The sequence below is a fragment of the Mesorhizobium helmanticense genome (genome assembly GCF_003034915.1).
GTDB classification, from domain to species: domain Bacteria; phylum Pseudomonadota; class Alphaproteobacteria; order Rhizobiales; family Rhizobiaceae; genus Mesorhizobium; species Mesorhizobium helmanticense.
In genome coordinates this window covers 1-22,901 of sequence record NZ_PZJX01000001.1, presented here as the reverse complement: position 1 = coordinate 22,901, position 22,901 = coordinate 1, and the positions used below count along the sequence as shown (strand labels likewise).

At 61.3% G+C, this 22,901-nt stretch carries 22 protein-coding genes; 9 read left to right on the top strand and 13 right to left on the bottom strand.

Features of this window, described 5'->3' with window-relative positions; genetic code table 11:
- Nucleotides 1-276: 276 nt before the first annotated feature.
- Nucleotides 277-723: a type II RES/Xre toxin-antitoxin system antitoxin gene (gene parS, locus C9427_RS00115; protein WP_107647213.1), complete on the top strand. Its 447-nt coding sequence runs from the start codon at nucleotides 277-279 to the stop codon at nucleotides 721-723.
- A gap of 2 nt (nucleotides 724-725) precedes the next feature.
- A complete protein-coding gene (locus tag C9427_RS00110; RefSeq protein ID WP_107647212.1) occupies nucleotides 726-1,160 on the top strand; it encodes an RES family NAD+ phosphorylase in 435 nt (144 codons plus the stop codon).
- A gap of 10 nt (nucleotides 1,161-1,170) precedes the next feature.
- Here the strand turns inward: C9427_RS00110 and C9427_RS00105 are convergent, their stop codons facing one another.
- Together C9427_RS00105 and C9427_RS00100 are read right to left on the bottom strand one after the other, a co-directional pair.
- Nucleotides 1,171-1,983, bottom strand: a complete 813-nt coding sequence (locus tag C9427_RS00105) for a MipA/OmpV family protein (RefSeq protein WP_107647211.1) — start codon at nucleotides 1,981-1,983, stop codon at nucleotides 1,171-1,173.
- Between the two features lie 184 nt (nucleotides 1,984-2,167).
- A complete protein-coding gene (locus tag C9427_RS00100; protein WP_107647210.1) occupies nucleotides 2,168-3,073 on the bottom strand; it encodes an alpha/beta hydrolase in 906 nt (301 codons plus the stop codon).
- 244 nt (nucleotides 3,074-3,317) lie between these two features.
- Between C9427_RS00100 and C9427_RS00095 the strand changes: the two genes are divergently transcribed.
- Nucleotides 3,318-3,872 (top strand): HdeD family acid-resistance protein, encoded by a 555-nt coding sequence (locus tag C9427_RS00095; protein WP_107647209.1) that lies wholly within the window; start codon nucleotides 3,318-3,320, stop codon nucleotides 3,870-3,872.
- 44 nt (nucleotides 3,873-3,916) lie between these two features.
- On the opposite strand, the gene C9427_RS00090 is transcribed toward C9427_RS00095, so the two are convergent.
- The 3 genes from C9427_RS00090 to C9427_RS00080 form a co-directional block, all read right to left on the bottom strand.
- The gene (locus C9427_RS00090; protein WP_107647208.1) at nucleotides 3,917-4,243 is read right to left on the bottom strand and encodes a hypothetical protein; all 327 of its coding nucleotides are present in this window, start codon (nucleotides 4,241-4,243) and stop codon (nucleotides 3,917-3,919) included.
- A gap of 93 nt (nucleotides 4,244-4,336) precedes the next feature.
- Nucleotides 4,337-5,320 carry a bifunctional riboflavin kinase/FAD synthetase gene (locus C9427_RS00085; protein WP_107647207.1) on the bottom strand — a complete coding sequence of 328 codons (984 nt, stop codon included), beginning with the start codon at nucleotides 5,318-5,320 and terminating at the stop codon, nucleotides 4,337-4,339.
- Nucleotides 5,321-5,361: 41 nt separating this feature from the next.
- A complete protein-coding gene (locus C9427_RS00080) occupies nucleotides 5,362-6,222 on the bottom strand; it encodes a TIGR01459 family HAD-type hydrolase (RefSeq protein ID WP_167434194.1) in 861 nt (286 codons plus the stop codon).
- 315 nt (nucleotides 6,223-6,537) lie between these two features.
- Between C9427_RS00080 and C9427_RS00075 the strand changes: the two genes are divergently transcribed.
- The gene (locus C9427_RS00075; protein WP_107647205.1) at nucleotides 6,538-8,487 is read left to right on the top strand and encodes a TadE/TadG family type IV pilus assembly protein; all 1,950 of its coding nucleotides are present in this window, start codon (nucleotides 6,538-6,540) and stop codon (nucleotides 8,485-8,487) included.
- Nucleotides 8,488-8,720: 233 nt separating this feature from the next.
- On the opposite strand, the gene C9427_RS00065 is transcribed toward C9427_RS00075, so the two are convergent.
- Both C9427_RS00065 and C9427_RS00060 read right to left on the bottom strand, forming a co-directional pair.
- A complete protein-coding gene (locus C9427_RS00065) occupies nucleotides 8,721-9,545 on the bottom strand; it encodes a DUF2189 domain-containing protein (protein ID WP_107647204.1) in 825 nt (274 codons plus the stop codon).
- 216 nt (nucleotides 9,546-9,761) lie between these two features.
- The gene (locus C9427_RS00060) at nucleotides 9,762-10,466 is read right to left on the bottom strand and encodes a glutathione S-transferase family protein (protein WP_107647203.1); all 705 of its coding nucleotides are present in this window, start codon (nucleotides 10,464-10,466) and stop codon (nucleotides 9,762-9,764) included.
- Nucleotides 10,467-10,578: 112 nt separating this feature from the next.
- On the opposite strand from C9427_RS00060, the gene C9427_RS00055 reads away from it, so the two are divergent.
- Nucleotides 10,579-10,941 (top strand): winged helix-turn-helix transcriptional regulator, encoded by a 363-nt coding sequence (locus C9427_RS00055; RefSeq protein ID WP_107647202.1) that lies wholly within the window; start codon nucleotides 10,579-10,581, stop codon nucleotides 10,939-10,941.
- 72 nt (nucleotides 10,942-11,013) lie between these two features.
- Nucleotides 11,014-11,526: a CAP domain-containing protein gene (locus C9427_RS00050; protein ID WP_107647201.1), complete on the top strand. Its 513-nt coding sequence runs from the start codon at nucleotides 11,014-11,016 to the stop codon at nucleotides 11,524-11,526.
- A gap of 22 nt (nucleotides 11,527-11,548) precedes the next feature.
- Here the strand turns inward: C9427_RS00050 and C9427_RS00045 are convergent, their stop codons facing one another.
- The 6 genes from C9427_RS00045 to C9427_RS00020 form a co-directional block, all read right to left on the bottom strand.
- Complete coding sequence (locus tag C9427_RS00045) at nucleotides 11,549-14,233, bottom strand: EAL domain-containing protein (protein WP_107647219.1); 2,685 nt, start codon at nucleotides 14,231-14,233, stop codon at nucleotides 11,549-11,551.
- Between the two features lie 187 nt (nucleotides 14,234-14,420).
- Entirely contained in the window at nucleotides 14,421-15,956 is a 1,536-nt protein-coding gene (locus tag C9427_RS00040; protein WP_107647200.1) for a DHA2 family efflux MFS transporter permease subunit, read from the bottom strand.
- Between the two features lie 404 nt (nucleotides 15,957-16,360).
- Nucleotides 16,361-17,536, bottom strand: coding sequence for an HlyD family secretion protein (locus C9427_RS00035; protein WP_107647199.1), 1,176 nt, complete (start codon nucleotides 17,534-17,536; stop codon nucleotides 16,361-16,363).
- Nucleotides 17,533-18,009 (bottom strand): MarR family winged helix-turn-helix transcriptional regulator, encoded by a 477-nt coding sequence (locus C9427_RS00030; RefSeq protein WP_107647198.1) that lies wholly within the window; start codon nucleotides 18,007-18,009, stop codon nucleotides 17,533-17,535. Before C9427_RS00030 ends, C9427_RS00035 begins: the two co-directional genes overlap by 4 nt.
- A gap of 247 nt (nucleotides 18,010-18,256) precedes the next feature.
- The gene (locus C9427_RS00025) at nucleotides 18,257-19,195 is read right to left on the bottom strand and encodes a bifunctional helix-turn-helix transcriptional regulator/GNAT family N-acetyltransferase (protein WP_107647197.1); all 939 of its coding nucleotides are present in this window, start codon (nucleotides 19,193-19,195) and stop codon (nucleotides 18,257-18,259) included.
- Nucleotides 19,196-19,282: 87 nt separating this feature from the next.
- On the bottom strand, nucleotides 19,283-20,251 hold the full coding sequence (locus C9427_RS00020) for a hypothetical protein (RefSeq protein ID WP_245436931.1): 969 nt from the start codon (nucleotides 20,249-20,251) through the stop codon (nucleotides 19,283-19,285).
- A gap of 3 nt (nucleotides 20,252-20,254) precedes the next feature.
- Here C9427_RS00020 and C9427_RS00015 point away from each other — a divergent pair, with 3 nt between their 5' ends.
- From C9427_RS00015 to groES, 3 genes are all read left to right on the top strand, one after another.
- Nucleotides 20,255-21,001 carry a class I SAM-dependent methyltransferase gene (locus tag C9427_RS00015; protein WP_245436930.1) on the top strand — a complete coding sequence of 249 codons (747 nt, stop codon included), beginning with the start codon at nucleotides 20,255-20,257 and terminating at the stop codon, nucleotides 20,999-21,001.
- A gap of 126 nt (nucleotides 21,002-21,127) precedes the next feature.
- Entirely contained in the window at nucleotides 21,128-22,216 is a 1,089-nt protein-coding gene (locus tag C9427_RS00010) for a hypothetical protein (protein ID WP_146172475.1), read from the top strand.
- A gap of 238 nt (nucleotides 22,217-22,454) precedes the next feature.
- Nucleotides 22,455-22,751, top strand: coding sequence for a co-chaperone GroES (groES, locus tag C9427_RS00005; protein ID WP_006203049.1), 297 nt, complete (start codon nucleotides 22,455-22,457; stop codon nucleotides 22,749-22,751).
- Nucleotides 22,752-22,901: the final 150 nt, after the last annotated feature.

Below are 22,901 nucleotides of genomic sequence, written 5' to 3'. Positions count from 1 at the left end.
AAAACCGGACCCACTTTTGGGCGATATGCGTTGATGATCTGGAAAAAGCGCGAGAGGGCACGCGCAAGACTCCCGGCGGTTCCGGCGGCGCTCAGGCCGCAGGGAACACCGGGCTGGTAATTCGTATCGCAATCGCCAATGCGCGAGCAAAATGCATCATAATCGGGCTTTTAGACGAGGCCGGCCCTGTTGGAAAGCCCGAACTCGTGGCCGCTTCGCTTGTAGTATGTGCCAATTGCGCATACATTCGCGGGCAAATGGCATTGGAGAAACTCGATGGCCAAGGCAAATCAGTTGAAGTCGCTCAGTGAGACGACGACAGGTACCTGGAAGAGCATTACAGCGGACCATGGTGCATTTCGCGAAACCGGGGTTGCAACGGGCCGCTTTCACCTCGCTCCGAACAGCATCGACAAGCTCAAGGCACGTGGCTTCACCAACGAAGAACTCTACAAGATCGTCGCGCCTCGGCGAACCTTGGCGCGGCGGAGAGATCTGAAGCAGGAGCTGACCGCGAGCGAATCGGACCGCGTGCTTCGGCTGGAGCGCATCTCGGAAATGGCCGACCGTGTTTTCGCCAATCCTGAGAAGGCGAGGCGCTGGCTGCGTAAGGAAAGCCGCGCCCTTGAAGGCGCGCGTCCCATCGATCTCTTGCAAACAGAGACCGGCGCCTTCCTTGTCGAGCAGGAACTTCATCGTATCGACTACGGCATGTTCGCTTGAACATGCGAATTTGGCGTATTTCCAGCTACGCCGACCTGTCGGGCATCGGCGGCACCGTCACCGCCGGCCGCTGGAACGTGCTGGGCACCCCTATGGTATATTGCTCCGACCATCCCGCCACGGCGCTGCTTGAAATTCTGGCACATATAGATGCGGAAGATTTGCCCGCCACCTATCAGTTGCTGGAGATCGAGGTGCCCGGCACCCTGGCGATCAGTTCTCCGGAATTACCCGCCGACTGGAAGGACGAGCCGGCCATGACGCGGCAGCTCGGGACGGATTTTGTCGCCGCTGCTGTTCATACTGCAATGGAGGTACCTTGCGTGATCGTGCCGTTCGCCAAGAACTACCTGCTCAATCCAGCGCTGCTGGAGCGCGACGGAATCACCATAATCAGCGCCACAATCCACCCGATCGATACGCGGCTATTGCAGTAGGGTCCCGCGCTCACATCGAGAAATCGAAGCGATAGGTCGTCGACACGCCGACGGTGAACTGGTTGCGGTCGCCGCGCTCCTTGACCAGGCTGGAATCGGCCGCCGGACCCATCAGGCGCGAATATTCGCCGAACAGGCTGGCTGTCATCGGCTCGGTCACCTTCCAGGTCACCGCGCCGCCGAGACCCGCCGATTTCACGCCGCCGCCCGGATGGTATTCGCTGAGGCCGGAAGCCACGGCCTCCTCGGCATTGACCCCGTAATAGGTGTCGAAATAGTCCGATGAGGCGAACGAAACACGCGGCCCGCCCGAAATCCTGACCTCCGGCGTTACATCGTAGAAGGCGTCGGCGGCAATGTCGGCGACAAAGCCGTTATGGGCGCGAATGCCGTGGCGCAACTCGGCGCGGGCGCGTAGCCAGTCCAGCGGATAGAATTCGAAGAAGCCACCGGCCTCGCCACCCCAGCGCACCGGGTCGAGGCCTTTCAGCTCGTCGGCGTCGCCGCCATCGCGCGAAAACAGGATCTTGCCGGTCAAGCCTGCGCGGACGCCGCCATCGTCGACCAGCGCCAATGAGATATTGTCGTTACGCGAGGTGAAGCGGGCCTGCGGGCCGGCCTTGCCGAGCGAGATGATCGGCAGGGCGCCGAGCATATAGCTCTTGGCGCCTTCGAAATCCGGGGCGACCAGGCCGGTGGCGCCGACCGTCAGATACCAGTCGCCGGAGAGCCAGCCGAAAGCGCCCTCGCCCGCTTTGGCGATGCCTGGTGCGGCGAGCATGGAGGTAGCCAAAACCAGCTGAAACGCTTTGACGGAACGCATTGTCACTCCATACGCGAAACATGCCGGCGAAGACACCCGGCATCACTCAAGCCATGGCGTCAGTTCGGTAAAATTTGACTTAATACCCGTAACATCAGGACGGGACTCTTCGGCATTGTCGCCAACCATATGGCGCGCCAATATCCCAGACCGAAACCTCAGGCGCCAGAAACCGCTCCAGAGATTACAAATAGCCGCGGACGAACGTGCCCGCGCTGTGGAGCGCGCGGCGACCGGCGCTCAATCCTGCATTCCAGACCGGCCAGGCGTGGATCATATGCGGCCAGATTTCGAGGCGCACCTTGACGTCAGCCGCGCCGGCGGCTTCCGCGAGCCGCGTTGCATCCGACAACAGCGTCTCGACGGAACCGACCTGTATCAGCATCGGGGGAAATCCGCCCAGATCGGCAAACAGCGGCGAAATCAGGGGATCGCGCCGGCCAACACCAGGGGGGACATAGGCGACCGCCAGTTCCTCCAGATATGCCCGGTGAATAATGGGGTCGATCGCATCCTTGGTCGACAGTGTCGCGCCCGACATCGAAAGGTCAGTCCAGGGCGAAACCAGCCAAAGACCGCGCGGCAACGGCTCGCCTGCGGCGCGCAATCTGCTTGCCAGGCACAGAGTGAGGTTGCCGCCCGCACTGTCTCCGCCAACCACGATACGATCCGGTGCGATTCCCTCCCGGCTCAGAAAGCGCCACGCCGTGAGGGCGTCTTCATGCTGCGCGGGGAAAGGATGTTCGGGTGCGCGTCGATAGTCGATCGCGAGGGTACGCATCCCCATTGCGCGACCCGCCTCGGTCACCATTCGACGATGGCTTTTGAGCGAGCCCGAGCAGTAGCCGCCGCCGTGGAAAAAGAGCAGAACCTTATCCCTGTCGCTCCCGGGCGCCAGGGACCATTCTCCCGAGAGGCCATCGAAAACCACATCCTCGCATCGGATGTCATCGGCGATCGGCCAGACCGAACCGACCTCGTCGAGCCGCGCCCGGCGTTCGTCCCAGCCCACCGGGCGCGGCTTTGACCCCAGCAATTCGCGGACGGCGTTGATCTCGCTGAGATCGAGTTGTTCGTCCACATCGCTCATTTTGCTTCCCTAATCTCACCAAGCGTGGATAGAGCGACGAACCCGATGCCACGATGGAGGCACCAACCAACCTTTCACAAATGAACTTGCAACGGCTGCTCTGGTCAAGAGCGGGCGTCTCGCAGGCGGATCGCTCGCGCCTAATTTAGGTGCAGCGCTTCCAACCTGCTCGCTTTACCGGCAAGCCTATCGGCGTTACCCTCCAAGCCGGCAAAAGGCCAGATAAGCTTGAGGGAGAAGGGCGATGACATTGCAAGGCGACGCCTTGAAGGACGCGATCAGTCAGACGAAAGCGAAATGGGGATGGTTCGTCGCACTCGGCGTGCTGCTTTTGATCTTCGGCGGTATCGCCTTCGGCAATCTGTTCATCGCCACGGTCGCCTCGGTCTATGTCGTCGGCTGGCTGATGCTTATGGCGGGCGTCATCGAAATCATCCATGCCTTCGGCGTCAAGACATGGGGCCGGTTCTTCTACTGGTTGCTTAGCGGCCTGCTCTACGCCGTCGCCGGGTTCTTCGCCTTCTATAATCCGCTGCTGGCCTCGGCAGTTCTGACTTTCCTGCTGGCGGTCGCCCTCCTCGCTTCAGGGGTACTCAGGGCCTGGGTCGGCTACAAGCACAAGCCGGAAAAAGGCTGGGGCTGGCTGGTCGCGGCAGGCGTCATCAGCGCGCTGGCCGGCCTGGTCATCGCCATGGGCTGGCCGGTCAACAGCCTGTGGGTGCTGGGGCTTTTCCTGGCCATCGACCTGATCTTCCAGGGTTGGACTTTCATCGCCGTCGGCCTTGCGCTGAAGAAGTAATGGCGCTGAAGAAGTAATGGCGCTGAAGAAATAGGCGGCCTCGCTTACGACAGATTGAGCAGCGTCACCGCGATCAGCGCCAGCGCGATCCCGACATATTGCAGCGAGGACACCTCTTCCTTGAAAACGATCACGCCGACCAGCACGGCGCCGGCCACGACGATGGTATTGACCAGCGCTCCTGTCACGGCGAGGTTCAGCCGCGTGTTGATAAAGGCAAAGGCCCCGTAGGAGAGCGGCGACAGCAGCATGACGTATGCCATGCTGCGGCCGCTGCCGGTCTTGCCCCAATGCGCGCTCAGCCCATCGCACAGGATGAACATCCCGGAGCAAAGGAGCACCACGCTCCACACAAATGCGTCGATTCTCATCGAGCAGCATTGGGCGCGTTGGCGGCGGCCTTCAATGAACCGCTTCACGGTCCGTCGTATTTTTCGATTTTCGGCCGTGCGTTGTGAAAAGCGTCAAAAAGCGATCGCGCTATCCAGGTCCGAAAGCGGCCTGACGCCGGCAAGCAGCGCCCTCGCCTCGGCCTCGTCGCGCTTCATCTGCGCGACCAGCGCGTCGAGCCCGTCGAACTTCACCTCCGAGCGCAGGTAGCCGAAGAAGGACACCGCGCAGATCTCGCCGTAGAGATCGCCGGAAAAATCGAAGACGAAGGTTTCCAGAAGCGGTGCGCCATTGTCGTCGACGGTCGGACGGCGGCCGAAGCTGGCGACGCCGTCATGCAGCGTGCCGTCGGCGCGGCGGAAGCGGACGGCATAAATCCCTTCCTTCAGGGTCGCTTCCGGCCAGAGCCTCATATTGGCGGTCGGAAAGCCCAGTGTGCGGCCAAGCCGCTTGCCGCCGATCACCTCGCTTTCAACCGTGAAGCGGTAGCCGAGCAGGCCGGCGGCCTCGGCCACCTCGCCCTCGCAGAGCAATGTGCGGATGCGGCTCGACGAGACCACCTCGGCGCCCTCGTCGCGGAAGGCGTCGACCAGGGTGACACCGAAGCCGTGGCGTTCGCCGGCCGCCATCAAATAGGCCGGGCCACCTTGCCTGTCCTTGCCGAAATGGAAATCGAAGCCGGTCACGGCATGACTGATGCCGAGATTCCGGTCCAGCACGTCGGTCACGAAGGCTTCGGCCGACAAGGAAGCGAAGTCGCGCGTGAACGGCTGTTCGACAAGCGCGGCAAAGCCCAGAAGCGACAAAAGCCGCGCCTTCATCGGCGGCGGCGTCAGCACGAACAGCGGAATGTCGGGCCGGAACACCTTTCGCGGATGCGGCTCGAAGCTCAGCACCAGGGCCGGCACGCCGCGTCGCCGCGCTTCGGTGAGCGCGCGCTCGAGCACGGCCTGATGACCTCGGTGAACGCCATCGAAATTGCCGATCGCCACCACGCCGCCGCGCAGACCGGGCGGCAGCGGCGAGGTTGCGGAAATGCGTTCGAAGGCTTCGGTCATTTCGAGGCTTCCATGGCAACGACCCTACTGTAGTCTCGGCGCTACTGCAGTCTCGGAATGACCGCGACCGGCTGGTAGCCATGCTTTCCCAGAAAGGCGGCGAGCCTGGCCGGATCCGGCTGCAGCGGATCGCCATAGTCGCGGGCGTGGATGCCACCCGATACGTAGAGCACATCGAAGCCATTATCGGCAGCGCCCTTGATATCGGTCATCATGCCATCGCCTATGGCCAGCACTTCCGAGCGTTCTACCGGGCGGCCGAGCAATTCGGCGACCTCCCTCAGCGCGACATCATAGACCGGTGCAAAAGGCTTTCCGGCGATCAGCGTGCGACCGCCAAGCTGGGCATAGTCGCGGGCGAGTGCCCCCGCGCACCAGATCATCCGCTGGCCACGCTCGACCATGATGTCGGGATTGGCACAGATGAAGGGCAGGTTCCTGGCGCGCAGCCGCCGCAGGAGATCGGCATAGTCTTCCGGCTTTTCCACCTCGTCGTCGAACAGGCCGGTGCAGACCACGCCGGAGGCCTCGAACTCCTCGACCAGATCGACGTCGAGACCGTCATAGAGCGTGAAATCGCGGTCGGCGCCGATATGAAAGATCTTTCGCGGGCCCTCCATGATCAGGTCACGGGTCACGTCGCCGGAGGTGACGACGCGGTCGTAGGCGGTGGCCGGAACGCCGATCGCGTTCATCTGCGTCACCACGTCGGCGCTTCGGCGCGGCGAGTTGGTGATGAGAACCACGGGCATTTTCATCGCACGCGCCGTGGCCAGCGCCTCGGCCGCGGCGGGGAAATGCCATTCGCCATTGTGGACCACGCCCCAGACATCGCAAAGAATAGCCGCGTAGGCTCCCGACAAATCCGCGAGCGAGCCGATGATGTCGGGCGAATGCGCCATATCACTTTCCCAGGTCATGATGTTTGCAGGAGCCGCAACCGACGGTCCGTCGCAGCCGGGTCTGGATTAGCTGAAGCTCTCAGCCCTGTCACCAGCTTTCGCCAATGGCGGCTGGCATCGACATGAACGCTCCCGTCCATTCAAAAGCAACCGTCCCGCCCGCGCCGGACCAGGAACGGCCAAGCGCCGGGTCGGGAAAATAGTTAACCGACTTTGAAAAGATGAGCTCGTCTTGGATATATTTTAGCAATCTGAAATTTAATGATCGATGGCAATGTTCCGCAATAACTGGGGCTTGCTGGGGCAATAAAGGACATGTTGGGCAAATTCTGGCGGGATCGGCGTGGCAATTACGCGCTGATGACGGTCATCACCATGGTGCCGCTGATGGGCGGGCTGGCACTCAGCATCGACTATTCGCAACTGCTTCGCCAGAAGCAGGACGCGCTCAACGCCCTGGACGCCGCTGGCATCGCCACCGCTCAGCAAATCGTCTCCGGCGCCAGCGACAGCGATGCCAAGGCCTATGCCAAGAATTTCTTCGAAGCCAATCTCGCCTACGTCGATCCGGCGGATACGGTGCTTACGGTCACGTTGCCCAACAACAATGCCGGCGGCGGCACGCTGAAGCTCTGCAGCGTCATGACATACCATCCCTATTTCCTGCCGGCCGCCGGAATGCTGATCGGCGGGACCACCAAGGATGCAACCTACACGGCGTGCTCGGACGTCCGCCTCAAGAACACGCTCGAAGTTGCCCTCGTGCTCGACAATTCCGGCTCGATGGACTACCTCGGCTCCGGCACCGGCCAGAAGCGGATAGACCTGCTGAAGGCGGCCGCCAAGCAGCTTGTCGGAACGCTGGCGCTGCAGGCGCAGCAGATGAAGCAGATCACCAAACCGGTGCAGTTCTCTCTCGTGCCATTCGCCGCCTCGGTCAATGTCGGCCCCACGCATGACCAAGACGGCTGGATGGATCAGGACGGCATCTCGCCGATCCAGCACGAGGATTTCAACTGGACGACGATGAGTGCGGCCAACGATCCAGCCAAATACGCGGAGAAGATCAGCGGCGTCTGGTACAAGCGCGGCACCGGCTGGGGCGACACCGAAAACCAGCCGCTGACCCGCTTCAGCCTGTACGCCGACATGACGGTCGAATCCGGCCGCGAAGAGGTGCCCAACACCAAGCAATATATCTGCGACGATTACAAGAGAAACGGCACTTGCAGGAGCGGCCATTGGACCACCCCGGAGTACATCTACACCACCAGCCGCTATGCGAGCTGGCAGGGCTGCGTGGAGGCGAGGCCGTATCCGTACAATGACGACGACACGACGCCGGATACCGCAACTCCGGCCACGCTGTTCGTGCCGATGTTCGCGCCCGACGAAGCCGGCACGCTGTGGCGCGATTTCAACCGTGATGGTGTCGATGATGTCACCGCCCTTTCCTATAATTACGGCAACAACTGGTGGGCCGACTGGCCCTACGGCGCCGATCCGACCGCCACGCAACGGCAGTCGGATATGCGCAAGTATTTCCTGGTCAAGCCTTACGGCTCGAAATCGGCAGCCGCAGGCGATGGTCCGAATTCTTCCTGCACGACCAACCCGATCACACAGTTGAAGGACGTCAGCCAGGACGCCCAGAAACTGGAGATCGAGGACGCCATCGACGCCATGGCGCCGAACGGCAACACCAATGTGCCTGAGGGCCTGGCCTGGGGCTGGCGGACGGTGTCGAGCAACGAACCGTTCACGCAAGGGCGGCCCAACAACGAAAGAGGCAACGACAAGGTGGTCATCGTCTTGACCGACGGCGCCAACACCTACAGCGCCGTCAGCGACAGCAACTATGCCAACAACAGGTCGACCTACGCTGCTTACGGCTATACCGGCGTGACATATCCGGGGTCGGGAAGCGTGACCCGGCTGTTCATGAACACAAGCGACAATGTCGGCAAGACCACCTATACCAGCGGCAATTACACCGCCGCGCTGGACGAGCAGATGCAGACCCTTTGCACCAATGCGAAGAATTCGAACATTCTCGTCATGACCGTGGCGCTCGACCTGTCGGCAACCGACGACAAGAATGCGCTCGACGCGCTGAAGAAATGTTCCTCGGACTCGCGCTTCCGCAAGGATGCGACCGACTCGACCAAGCCAGCCAAGCTGTTCTGGAACGCGACCGGGGCAACGCTGTCGGACAATTTCAAGGAAATCGCCAATGAATTGTCCAACCTGCGCATCGTCGGCTGAGCGGCGGGCTGTCGCCCGGAAATGACAGTCTGGCGGGACAACGCCCCGGCGTGATCCAGCGCTGGATGATGGGCACGGTGCTGACCGCGCTGGCGCTCAAGATGGCGACCGACGCGCAGCGGTGACGTTGCGCATGACCCCGAAAACCGGAATCGATTTTCGGAAAGGATCATGAGCCAAATCAAAGTGCTACAGCGTCCTTTGCGCGTTCCAAGGACGCGCGGCGCTGTGGTCTACATGGGCCGCCTTATCTGCTGCGCCCGCTCCGGTTCGACCACCCTGCGATAAAGATGCCAGGTCGCGTGGCCGAGTACCGGCATGACCACGGCGAGCCCGGCAAACAGCGGGATCGAGCCGATGACCAGCAGCACCGCGACGGTCAAGCCCCACAGCGCCATCTGCAGCGGATTTGCGATCACCGCGCGCGCCGAAGTCTCGATGGCCGAGACGGCGCCGACATCGCGGTCGAGTAGCAGCGGAAAGGCAATGACAGTCGTTGCCAGCACAACCACCGCAAAGACGAAGCCGGCCGCATTGCCGGCAAGGATCAGCGTCCAGCCCTTGCTGGTCGTCAGAACCTCGCGGATGAAGGCGCCGATCGAGGCCGGCGGCTGGTCGCCGAACAGGCCGGTATAGATGGCCTGGGCCGTGTACAGCCACAGCAGGAACAAAGCGAGCAGCATGATGCCGATCGCCGCGATCGCCGGCAGCGCCGGCGAGCGGCGCACATCCAGCGCATGCCGCCAGTCGGTGTTCATGCCGAGCTCGCGCCGACGGCTGATCTCGTAGAGGCCGATAGCGGCAAACGGACCGACCAGGGCAAAGCCCGACATCAAGGGATAGATGAGTTGGATGGCGTTGGCACCGGAAGTCCACCGCGTCAGGATCAGGCCGACGATCGGGTAGATCAGGCACAGGAACACGTAGTGCGAGGGCTTGGCCCAGAAATCGTCGGCGCCGAGCCGCAGCGCATCCCAGAGGTCCGCGCTGGTGATGCGGCGCACCGAGGGCTGCACGTGCATTCCACGCGCGTCCGCCATGACATGAAAGCCGGCCATAACCTTCCTCCCGTGTGTCGGGGCGGTCACCGCCTGGATGGCCGCCCGTAGCTGCCACTTCTCATACAAGCACCATGATAGTCGATTTAGGCGTGGTTGTCGCCAAGTCGATGGTCGCGATGGTAAATCCGGTTATAGATTTCCTGCGCCGCCATCGAGCAGTTCCGCGCGGCGCGCCACACCTTGGCGCCGCGCGGCTGAGATGCATGACAAAAGCTAGGCAGCGAAGCGATCGATCACCTCGGCCAGCGGGACGTGGCCGAGGCAGGCACCTGAACCAGCGGGGTTTTCACCGTCCTCGATAGCTTGTGCGTAAAGTACGGCCGGATCAGCTTCGATGTGGCGGCGCAGTCCAGCCAGCTTTGGATAGGCGGCTGCGTCGACCGCCTGATGGAATTCCGCCCAACGTGCCACGCCAATCAACGTAGTATCTGCCAGTGTCAGCCGGTCGCCGACCAGAAAGCCGGTCTCGGCGATCATGGCCTCGAGCTTGTCGTGGCGTTCGGTAACGGCCTTGCGACCGAAGTCGCGCAACGTCGCCTTCAGCGCTGGTTCGTCCGCCGCCATTTCAAATGCCACCCAGAGCGGACTGAAGGCAGCAGTGAAGCCGGTGTTCACGAAGGCCATCAACTGGTGCATCCGATCAGCTTCCGGCGAGCTAGGGTCGAAGCTGACGCGGCGCTCACCGTCGCGGGCTTCGAGCCATGCGGCAATCGCCATGGTCTCGGTGAGCACCCTGCCCCTGTCAGTGATCAAAACCGGCGTTTCCTGACGGCCGTTGATGCTGGCATAGGCATCGTTCTTCATCTCGGTGAGCATGTCGACGCGACACAGGCGGTAAGGTTGTCCGACGCGTTCGAAGGCAGCGACGAGCCCCATCGAACTTCCCGCCGGGAAGCCATAAAGGAGGATAGGTTCCATTTTTCTCTTCCATGATTTAGGGATCACGCCGCGCAGCGAAACTTGACCCTAAACGCTGGTCGCCCCATGTAAATTACGCACTATTCTGTAACCAAGCCCGCTACAGGTCCCCATGAAAGATGTCGTCTCGCGCTGCCCGATCGAAGAGACCATGCGTGTGCTCAGCGGGCGCTGGCCGACCCTGCTGCTCTACTATCTGCAGGACGGGACCAAGCGGTTCAGCGAACTCAGACGCGACAACCCTACCGTGTCGCACCGCATTCTGGCGCTGGAGCTGCGCAAACTTGAGGAAGCTGGGATTGTGCGGCGGACGGCGCATCCGGGCTATCCGCTGCGCGTCGACTACGACCTCACGGGCCCCGGCCGCAAGCTTGTGCCGCTGATCGATGCCTTGGGCGCCTGGTGGGAACATACAGAAGACGATCGGATCAACCGTCCTCCGACCTCGGAAGCAAATCTCGATACAGCCGCCTAGAACCATCGGTTCGACTGACATTTTCGCCGCTCTGCCCGGCAAAAGCCATCATCGCGACTAAGTCAGGCAGGCATGACCCTTGCGAAAATCGAGAATCAACAGGCAAACTTGAACCGGCGCACGCTGCTCACGGCCGCCGGCCTTGCCGCGCTGGCCGGCATCGCCGCCTGCAGTACCGTCTCGGTGCCGGTCGGCGAAGGCGCAGGCGTGTCGTCCTCGGCCACGGCGACATTGGCCGGTATCCGTACGTCTGCCGGGCTGCCGGCGCTGGTTGCAGACGCGCAACTCGAACAGGCGGCTCTCCAGCAGGCCGGCTACATGGCGTCACGGGCGCGCATGAGCCACACCACGGGCTGGGGCAAGGATTTCGCCTCACGCATGAAAGGCAACGGGGTGCGGGGCGCCGCTGCCGAGAACATCGCCGAGGGCCGCTTCGACCAGCAGAAAGTGTTCGACATCTGGATGCATTCGGCCGGCCACCGACGCAACATGCTCGATCCGGATTTCAGCCGCTTCGGCCTCGCCTATGTACGCGACGGGCGCGACGGCGCGGTCCGCTATTGGTGCCTGGTACTGGGGGCATAGTACGTTCCGCCGCCACCTGCCGCTAGTCTTTGGGACCGCCGAGCAATTTCTCGATGTCCTGCGCCGAGATCGGCTTGCTGAAATGATAGCCCTGCATTTCATCGCAGTTGTTCTCGCGCAGGAAGGCCACCTGATCGTCTGTTTCAACGCCCTCGGCAATGACCCTCAGATTGAGCTTCTGACCCAACGAAATCACGGCGCTGGCGACAGCCTGGTCATTCTCGTCGGTGGCGAGATCGTTGATAAAGGACTTGTCGATCTTCAGCCGCGCAACGGGAAAGGTCTTGAGCGCACTCAGGCTTGAATAACCCGTTCCGAAATCGTCGATGGATATTTGAACGCCCAGGTTTTGCAGTGCGTTCATCGTGGCAACCGCCACGTCGATGTCCTGCATGATAAGGCTCTCGGTCACTTCCACTTCGAGATACCTGGCCTCCAGACCGCTGGCGCTCAGCGCATCGACGACACGGCCGATCAGGTTCTTTTCCCTGAATTGCCGTGCCGACACATTCACGCAGACGGTCATGGGCGGCAGGCCCGCGTCCTGCCACTCCTTGTTCTGCCGACAGGCCTCGTGCAGGACCCAGTCGCCGATCGGCACGATCAACCCTGTCTCCTCGGCCGTCGGAATGAAGGCGTCAGGCGCCACCATGCCCCGCATCGGGTGTTTCCAGCGTATCAACGCTTCGACCGCGAATATCCGCCCCGATCGAAGATCGACCTGCGGTTGATAGAGCAGCGTGAACTCGGAATGGGCCAGCCCGTTTCGCAATTCCTCCTGGAGCACGAATTTCTCTTGCGTCCTGATGTTGAATTCGGGAGCGTAGAACTGGAAATTGTCTCGGCCGAATTCCTTCGCGCGATACATGGCTGCGTCGGCATTGGCCAGCAGCATATCAGGATCTGTTCCATCCTTGGGATAGTTTGCAATGCCGATGCTGGCTGTCGCCCTCAGCCGATGCTCGCCGAGGTGGACCGGCTCCGCGATCGCCGCCCGGATCTTTTGCAGGGTCTCGGAGATGAGATCGGCGTTCGCTGGCTGGTCGAACAGAACGATGACGAATTCGTCCCCGCCAAGCCGCACGACGGTATCGGTGGCCCTGACGCATTCGACCATGCGGCCGGCAACAATCTTCAGGAGCTCGTCTCCGGCATTGTGGCCGAGCGTGTCGTTGACGAGCTTGAAATTGTCCAGATCGATGAACAGCACCGTCACCCAGCGATCGTATCGCTGCGCATAGAGGACCGCTTGCGAAAGCCGGTCCTCCAGCAAGGCGCGATTGGGAAGCCCGGTCAGCACATCGTGGTTGGCCATGAAGTGTATCTGGTCTTCGGCCAGCTTGCGCTCAATGGCGATCCCGGCAATACGCGTCGTGAAATCGATGAGCCGGGTCTCGGCCTCGACCGGTCCGCGCACCGTCATCGAATACATGGCAAAGACGCCCAGCACTGCGCCCTGGTGTGACAGGATCGGGGTCGACCAGCACGAACGATAGCCGTAGGGGCTTGCCAGTTCACGATAGTCTTCCCAAAGCGGATCCTGCATGATGTCAGTGACAATGACCGGCGCGCGCCGGTAGACGGCGGTTCCGCACGATCCGGTCTTGGGGCCGATGGCGACCCCGTCGATGGCGCTCGTGTAGTCTTTCGCCAAATTCGGCGCAGCGCCGTGCCGCAAGTGGACGCCGTCCTTGTCGAGCAGCAAGACCGACCCGAATATTCCCGTCAACTGCGATTCGACGAGGCGCATGAGGCGCGTGAGCACCTCTTCGAGAGGAGCGCTCATGGCGATCATTTCCAGGATCTGCGCCTGCCCGTCTCGAAGTACGTCGGCTTGCTTGCGGGCGGTGATGTCATGGGCGATGCCAACAAGACCGAAGATCTCATTTTGGGCATTGCGCAACGGCACCTTCGTCGACGAAAGCCATTTGCCGGAGCCCGACGCGTCGACGACGAACTCTTCCTCATCGACCATCGGCCGTCCGCTGCGCAGGACGTTCTGCTCGACGGCATGAAACGTCCGCGCAAGTTCCGGGGCATGGAGATCGAAATCGGTCAAGCCGATCATGTCGCTGGTCTTTTCGCGGCCGCTATCGGCTGCAAGAGCCCTGTTGACCACGACGAAGCGGCTTTGCGTGTCCTTGACCCAGAGATAATCCGGCACCCAGTCGATCAGCGTTTGCAGCGAGATGCGCTCGTCGACGATCTGGCGGTTGGCAATAAGTTCCGTGATATCCTCATGCGTGGCTACCCAGCTGCCGTCGGCCATGGGCTGATGACAGATCTGAATTGTCCGACCGTCGGTGAGCTCGTTGCTCCAGACCCTTGAATGGTTGGCCGAATTGACCGATCGGGCCAAAGCAAGATAGCCGTCCGCGGCCATCGCGGATGTCCCGGCGGCGACGCGGAGCTCGACTATGTCGGCCAACATCAGACCCGGCCGCAGTTGCTCGGGCGCTATACGGTAGATTTCCGCATAGCGGCGGTTGCACAGGATCAGCCGTTCATCGGCGTCGAAAAAGCAGATTCCTTGCGAGATGTTGTCGACCGCCGTCTCAAATCGCAGCGCCTGTCCTTCCAGCGTCGCGATCGTGGCCCTGAGATCGCGCTCGAGGGTTTCGTACGAAGCGGTCGCCAGCTTTGCCAGCGCGGCAAGATTGGCTGACTCCGGCGCCTCGGAAACTTGCCTAGATGATTTCGTGGCCAAACAGCGCTCCTCCGGTTTGGCGACGGTTCGCTCGCCACGAAAAGCAACTGCATATTGGTCAGGATGTACTAATGGCAGGTGAACCAACTTACTCGAAGTCATGACACCTGACGCCGGCTTGCCATGGAAGATCGTCAATCCTGCCGGCGTCGAAGGCGCGACCGGTATGTCCAGCCGGCGCCAGACATCAATCCATATGCGCGGCGGGTGCGCCACCGGCGGCCGGACCAGCCTTTGGCTTGCGCAGCAGGAAAACAAACGGAACGGCAAACAGCGTCATCATCATCAGCAGCTTGAAGTCGTTGACGTAAGAGATCATCATCGCTTGGATATTGACCATTCTGTCCACTTGGGAAAGCGCCGTCGGATCGCCCCCTGCCGCCGCTGGCGAGACTGCCCATAGGTTCGGGTTGAACGGGTTGATGAAGGTCGAAAGCTCACTGTGATTGACCTGCGTGTTGCGCACCAGGAGAACCGTCACCACCGACACGCCGATCGACGAGCCAAGATTGCGCACCAGGCTGAATAGCGCCGTGGCATCGGTGCGGAAGCGCGCGTCGAGCGTGGCGAAAGCCACGGTCGACAGCGGCACGAACACCATGCCCATTCCCAGGCCCTGGATGACGCCGGAGGAGAGGATCAGCCAGTTGTCCATCTGCGGCGTGAAGCTGGCCATGGTGTAGAGCGACTGCGCGGTGAGCAGGAAGCCGATGACGACGAGGATCCTGGCATCGACCTTGCTCATGAGCCGCCCGACGACAAGCATCGCAACCATCGTGCCGATGCCGCGAGGACCTATGACGACACCGATGGTCATGGTCGGGTAGCCGAAGATGGTCGCCAGCATTGGTGGCAGCAGCGACATGCTCGCCAGGATGAGCACGCCCATGACGAAGATGAACGCCAGCCCGGTCACGAAATTGCGGTCGAGGAATATCTTGGGATCGATGAAGGGATGTTCAGCCGTCATCGTGTGAATGATGAACACCCAGAAGCCGGTTAGCGAAAGACCGAGCTCGATCCAGATCTCGACCGAGGAAAACCAGTCGACCTCGCCGCCGCGATCCAGCATCAGCTGCAGCGCGCCGACGCCGAGCGATATCATGGCGAAGCCGAAGAAATCGAAGCTGCGTATCCGCCTTGCAACGGCCGGCAAGTAGGCGGCCATGCCAAGGAAGGCGAGGATGCCGACCGGCAAGTTGATGAAGAACACCCAGCGCCAGTTGAAATTCTCGGTCAGCCAGCCACCGAGCGTCGGGCCCAGGATCGGCCCCAGCATGATGCCGGCGCCCCAGATGGCCATGGCCTGGCCATGACGCTCCTTCGGGTTGATGTCGAGCAGGAAGGTCTGCGACAGCGGCACGATGGCCGCGCCGAAGACGCCTTGCATGAGCCGGAAGAAGACCATGGTCTCCAGGCTCCAGGCGATGCCGCACAGCATCGAGAAGATGGTGAAGCCGACCACCGACGTGAGGAACAGTTCCTTGCGGCCGAAGCGGTCCGCCAGCCAGCCGGTCACCGGCGTCATGATGGCGGCGGCAACGATGTAGGAGGTCAGCACCCAGTTGATGTTGTCGGGAGAGGCGCCAAGATCGCCGGTCATGGTCGGCAGCGCGACGTTGGCGATCGTGGTGTCGAGCGCCTGCATGATCGTCGCCAGCATGAGCGCAACGGTGATCAGGCCGCGATGTGGTACTTCGCGAAAGGATTCTGGCGTGCTCATGATGCGGAACTTCCGACAGGTGACAAAAACGTGTACACAAGAGCGACGTGCGTCCATTTGGACGCACAAAGTACGCTCTCGTACTTTGAGTTCGCGCATCGTGCTTTCCGAAGATCGATTCCGATTTTCGGGCCGATGCGCTAGGTTTCCGGACGGCGAGGCCTTCCGTGTGGAGAGACCCTCATCGCGGTGGGACGCGACGTATCGATGTGGGGGTTACATCGACCGAGCGTCTCGATTGAGCGGATGCCCGCCGCCCGGAAACCTGAGGACCGAAAAGGCCAGCGTCGGGTTGTCCGGGGTTTGGCCAAGCCGCAACGCGGCCCGGTTACCCTCAACCCTTCGCCAACCTCCCATCGGACCAATCCTGTCATTCAGTTCGCCAAAATGGCGAGTAATTCTGTTTAGCGCTCGCCCGCCGTGGCGTGGCCGAAGATCTTGGGAAAGCCGCGCGCAACGCCGGTATCCACGGTTACGGCCGCGCTCATGCCGGTGCGCAGCGCCATCTTGGCATCGGCATCCGTCAGTTCCAGGCGCACCGGGATGCGCTGGGTGACCTTGACCCAGTTGCCGGTGGCGTTCTGGGCGGGCAGCAGCGAGAACTCGGCGCCCGTGCCGGCGCCGATCGCCTTGACCGTGGCTTCGAAAGTCCGGCCCGGATAGGTGTCAACCACGATCTCGGCCTTCTGGCCGGGCTTCATGTGGGTGAGCTGGGTTTCCTTGAAATTGGCGTCGATCCAGGTGTCGCCGGTTTCGACCAGCGAAAACAGCGGCGTGCCCGAGCCGACATACTGGCCGACCTTGAACGACGAGGCCTGGCTGATGACGCCGTCGGCAGGCGCCTTGACCGTGGTCTGCGCCAGATCGTAGGCAGCCTTGTCGCGCGCGGCGAGTGCCGCCATCACGGTCGGATGCTTGTCGGTCTCGATATCGGGATTGCCGCCAAGTGCAGCCTTGGCGCTGACGATGCCCTGCTGGGCGACAGCCAGTTGCTGCTTGGCCTTGTCGAGATCGTTCCTGGCCTCATCCAGCGAAGACTTGGCGTTGATGCCCTTGCGGGAGAGGTCAGCGGCGCGGTCGTACTGCGACTGCGCATAGCCGACTTCGCTGGCGTCGGATTTCTCCTGCGACGTCGCCTGGCTATAGGCCGCGCGCAGTTGCTCGACATTGAGGCGCGCACCGGCCACCGCCGCGTCGGCCTGGGCGAGCGCAATCCGATAGGGCTCGGGATCGATGGCGAACAGCACATCGCCCCGATTGACAGACTGGTTGTCGGCGATATCGACCTGGACGATGCGGCCCGCCGTATCCGACGCGATCGACACCTTGGCCTGCTGGAGATTGGCGTTCTCAGTCTCCTGGTAGCGGCCGCCGGTCACCCAGACGTAAGCACCACCGATGACAAGCGCTGCAGGCAGCGCGACCATCAGCAGGAAACGGCCAAGGCGGCGCTTCTTCTTCGGCGCCACCGGTGCCGGTGCTACCGGTGAAGAGACCGCCACGGGGGTTGCCTCCGGCTGTGCGGGAGCTTCCATCTCCAACTCGGCCACATTCTCGTCTATCTTGGCTACCGCGTTCATGCTGCCGCGCCTTCCGCACTCTTGACTTTTACGCAAGACGCCTCGGCGTCCGTCAGGTTCTCGACCATCACCTCCAACGCCTTGACCAGGACGCGGCGATCTTCCGGCGAAACGCCGGTCAGCGATACCTCATAGACCTCGCCAGCGAGGCTCTTGACCTCGGCATAGGCTTCGCTCGCCTTGGCGGTTGGGAAGATCATGCGGACGCGGCGGTCGGAGGCGTCGGAACGGCGCTCGATCCAGCCGCCCTCTTCCATGCGGTCGACAAGACGCGACACGCTGATCGGCTCGATTTCGAGAAGCTCGGCAAGCCGCGCCTGGGTGATGCCCTCTTCCTTGGCAACGCGCACCATCAGCCGCCATTGCGCCGAGGAAAGGCCAAGCCCGCTGGCGCGCGCCTCGAAGCGCTTGCGCATCAAGCGCTGCACGTCGTGGATCAAAAAGCCCAATCTGTCGATGCCGTCGGAAACCATGAGCGGTATATATAATAAGCGTGCTCATCATTCAAGACGCCGTATTGCGCCAGAAGCCGACAAACCTGCATGACAGCCGTGCGAACCTCTCATGACGGCATACGGCCGCCGCTTGGCGCACATTGCGGGACAAGGGTTTCCGATCGTCCTTTGCAGGGATCCGCATCCCTGGTTTCGCAATGTATGGCCGTCGCGACTGCGCGATGTGCGGCTTCGATCAACCGACTGGCAAAGAGGCGTGCGGGCGCTACAGCTCCAGGTTCCAGTTCTGGCCGACCAGATCCTTGCCGAAGGAATGGTGGCGTTCCTCCTCGGCAAGCTTGAAGCCCGCCGCCTCATAGATGCGGCGCGCCGAGACGAGAATGTCGTTGGTCCACAAAGTCAGCGTTCTGTAGCCTTTCGCGCGGGCAAAGCCGATGCATTCCTCGACCAGCCGCTTGCCGATGCCGAGGCCGCGCGCCGAAGGTTCGACATAGAGCAGGCGCAGCTTCGCCACCTCATCCGACTTGCGCACGAGAAAGACCGAGCCGACCACCTCGCCTTCCCGTTCGGCGATCCAGCTGCGCTCCCATTTCGGATCGAAGGATTTCACGAAAGCGCCGAGGATTTCGGCGACCAGCGCCTCATAGGTTTCGTCCCAGCCATAATCCTGTGCGTAAATGAGACCCTGGCGACGAACGATCCAGCCGACATCACCGACCTGCAGGGGCCGCAGCAGATAGGGCACCTTCGGCTCGGCACCGTCGCCGCCCAGCAGGCGCTGCACCGTCTGCATTGCCTTGACCAGCCTGTCCTGGTCCGATGCCGCCAACCGGTCGAGCAAGGCCGCGACCTGATCGTGCGAATCCCGGTTCAGCGGCGCGAAGGCCCGCCGCCCGGCCGGCGTCAACGCGATCGACGAACGCCGCGCATCGGCTTCTATCGCGGCGCGCTCGACCAGGCCGCGTTCCTCGAACTTCTTCAGCAGCCGGCTGAGATAGCCGGGATCGAGGCCGAGATCGCGCGCAAGATCGGTGGCGGTCAGGCCATCGCGATGCGCCAGCTCATAAAGCACCCGTGCCTCGGTCAGCGAGAAAGCGCTTTTCAGCCACCCTTCGTCGAGCAGCCCGATCTGGCGGGTGTAGAAACGGTTGAAGGCCCGCACCGCGTCGATCCGTTCGTTGCCGGAGTGATGATGAATCGTCATGGGATTCTCCTGTCCGTACAGGATCAATCAATTATTTGACTTAGTCAAGTATCTGGAGGCGAGGCCAGAGCATCGCGATGTGGACGATTATCTTAATTGCCGGATCAGCCCCTCGAAACCATCGGCCAGATGAGCGGCGCCGGCCGCGAACATCTTCACGAGGTTTTTGGGACGGCCAGGGGTCGTGTTGGCGTCCAGCAGCACGGCCCTGCCCTCATGCATGACGAAATCGAACTTGCCGTAGTCGAAGCCAAGCTCATGTCGCAGCGCACGCATTTCCTCGGGAATAGGCACCGGCTCGCGGCGGATCGTTTCGGACGCCTTGACCAGGGCGTTCGGCGAGACGTAGCGGGTGCAGCGTTCGCTCGCTCCGCAAAACACCCAGAACCGCGCCGCAAAACCATCAGGCTCCTTTTCCGGAATGAACCTGTCCACGACCAGATCGTCGCGCTCGAAGACACCATCGGGAACATCGCCTAGGGAATCATAGACCTCATAAGGCTGCAGTGTCGGCACCTCCGGAAAAGGTAGCGGCTTGCTTGCGCGCTGCGCTCGCCGATTGAGAAGCCTCTCGGGAATGCCCTGATTGTTGAGATTGCTTTTGACGATGACCGGGCCTTGCCAGGCGTCTCCCTCGTTCACCAGCGCTCCGCTGACCCGTCGCTTGGATATGTCGGCTGTCGCGACATTGAGGCAGAATGGAAAACTCCGGGCATAGTCGAGATAGTCCGCGGGCGTTATCGTCGCATCGACATGCAGAACGGCAATGTCGGCGCTGGATGTCTTCGACAGACCTTGCTCGATCCGCACCGTGTGGCCGCGTCTTTTCAGTTCCGCAAGAACATCGAAAAGCAAGTACGGACTGTCCCTGCGCAGCAGGATGTCACGACTGCTCTGGAACCTGTCATGTTCATGAGTTATCACGACGATACGCGCCACAGCCGCCCTTTTCGCTTGCCTACCGATTTCCATTAAGCGATGGCTAATACCAAAGCCAGAATTCTCGGTTTGCAATCGATTTGAATGACAAATCATTGGGACAATTATCATCGTCATTGGATGCTTCTGGACGCGCCGCTTCGGCCGACCCCGGAAACGGTTGCAATATTCGAGCGCGAGCTTGATCTGGCCGACGCCGACGTTCTCCTCCTGGGAGTGACGCCCGAACTGGCCGTGCTGGGCAGATCGATGCTGGCGGTCGATCAGTCGGCGGCCATGATTTCCGGCGTATGGGCCGGCGACGATGCCTCGCGCAGGGCGGTGGCCGGCAATTGGCTGGACCTGCCCGTTGGCGGTGCAAGTGCCGATGCGGTCATCGGCGACGGCTGCCTGTCGGCCGTCGATTCGAAGATGGCCCGCGATACGCTGCTTGGCGAAATCGCAAGGGTGCTGAAGCCCGGCAGGCGCGCAGCGATCCGCGTTTTCGCCAGCCCGGAAACGACCGAGGACTTGCCGGGCATCGAAGCCCAGGTCCTGGCTGGCGACATCGAGAATTTCCACGCGCTCAAATGGCGGATCGCGATGGCGTGCACGACCGGCGGCTGCGACTGCGCAATCGAGGTACGGACGATCCGTGACACGTTCGACCGCCTGTTCCCCGATCGCGAGGCACTTGCCGCACGGACGGGATGGAGCATCGCGTCGATCAACACAATCGACGTCTACGCTGGCTCCGACACGAGCTACAGTTTCGCAAAGCTGGCCATGCTGGTCGATGAGGCAAATGTCTGGTTCGACGACGTGCGCATCGTGCCGAGCGGTTCCTATCCGCTGGCGGAACGGTGCCCGCTTCTGGTGCTTGGCTGAAGCGCTGGAGAGAAGAGCATAGGCACGTTCGCATGACCCGGACATCTTGAAGTCAGCTTCATCGGGTGAGCCGATCCAATTGCCAAGATCATGGTGACCGCGTATTTCCGGCTTGTTGGAACTGCGTTGGCCAGTAACACGGGCGGGGAAATGAAGAGTTTTGGGGCGACATTGCTGCGAGTTTTTGCAGTCCAGTGGTGCTTTTTACCTGCCTCAGTCGGCGCCGAGGAGCTTCCGACTAAGGTGCCCTTGATAAAACTGGAGTACCCGGGAAAGCCCAAGAATATTCGCATGCTCTATGTGAAAATTCTTTCTTTGGGCAATCGGACAGTCAACCAACCGCTGCTGCTCGATACCGGATCAAGCGGAATGACGATCGATTGCAAATCGGTGTTGCCCGCCGAGACCTGTTCAGACACGGGAATAAAGATTACGCAGGATCAGCAGATAGACGGGATAATGGTGACCACAGAAGAAGCGGTCATGAATTATGGAACGTACGATGAGTACGGCAACGTCGCCTATGCTCGCGTGACTTTTGGCTCGCCGGACTCCGCAGTCTCCACCATCACCTCAATCCCATTCCTCATCCGCTACAAAAAAGTCAGGCGGAGTACAGGAGAAATCGTTGGTGGCCCGCTTTGGCCCAAGGGCATCTTCGGTATCTCTCCTGTTGGTGGAGGCGGACCAGACCGGATGATCAAGTCCCCGATGGCGTACGTAAGCGTTGGACCTGGCCTGCACAGGGGCTATTATCTCTCTCCGATTGGCACCAAGTGGAAGGTCTGTACGAACGAGGGCGGCAATTGTCCGCAAGTTGAGGCGCTCCACATCGGCGTGCCGAAAGACGTGAAAAATGACTTCCGGGTTCAAAGATGGAAACATGCCAGTTCGCGATACAATTTTCCCACTATCGACTCCTGTATCTCATGGGGATTTGAGCCCACGTGTCGGCCAACGCTTTACGACACTGGAAATTCAACGATCATGCTCCCTACCGGTGCCTCCAAGCCGCGCACGTCATTGAACACCGGCACGAAGGTATTGGTAAGAACTGACGGCCAGGAGGATTGGAATTTCACGACTATGTACAATCCTGAGGTAGAGATCGTTCCCGGGCTTGAGCATAACATTGTCGGTATCCGATATTTCGAGAAGAACAGCCTGCTGCTTGATTTCGAAACTCGGGAGATCGGCTTGCGCCTCGGACACTAACTTCCGATTGACAGGACGGCATTCGAACAGGGGCCCGAGCGGTAACCCGGGTTTTCCAAATCGCCCGGAAGCTAGAGAAAAATTTCGCGCGATTGCCGCCTTCCGCGCGCCTTGACTCTCGAAAGCCAAACGCCTATTTCAGCGCCACGTTAGCACTCGCCTTTGGTGAGTGCTAACTCATATCCGGCATCGCCGGATGGAGGAACTGTTCTCACCAGTCTCATTCGAGGAAGAAAAAATGGCAAAGTCGAAGTTCCGCCCGCTTCATGACCGCGTGGTCGTACGCCGGGTCGAATCCGAATCCAAGACCGCCGGCGGGATCATCATCCCCGATACGGCGAAGGAGAAGCCGCAGGAAGGCGAGATCATCGCCGTCGGCTCCGGCGCCCGCGACGAAGCCGGCAAGCTCGTCCCCCTGGACGTCAAGGCCGGCGACCGCATCCTGTTCGGCAAGTGGTCGGGCACCGAAGTCAAGCTCAATGGCGAAGACCTTCTGATCATGAAGGAATCCGACATCATGGGCATCATCGGCTGAATATCGGCCTCACGTTCAACTTGAATCTTCGGGCTTAATCCAAGCCCCTGCCAGGAGCTAAACATGGCTGCCAAAGACGTAAAATTCTCCCGCGATGCCCGTGAGCGCATGCTGCGCGGCGTCAACATCCTCGCCGACGCGGTGAAGGTC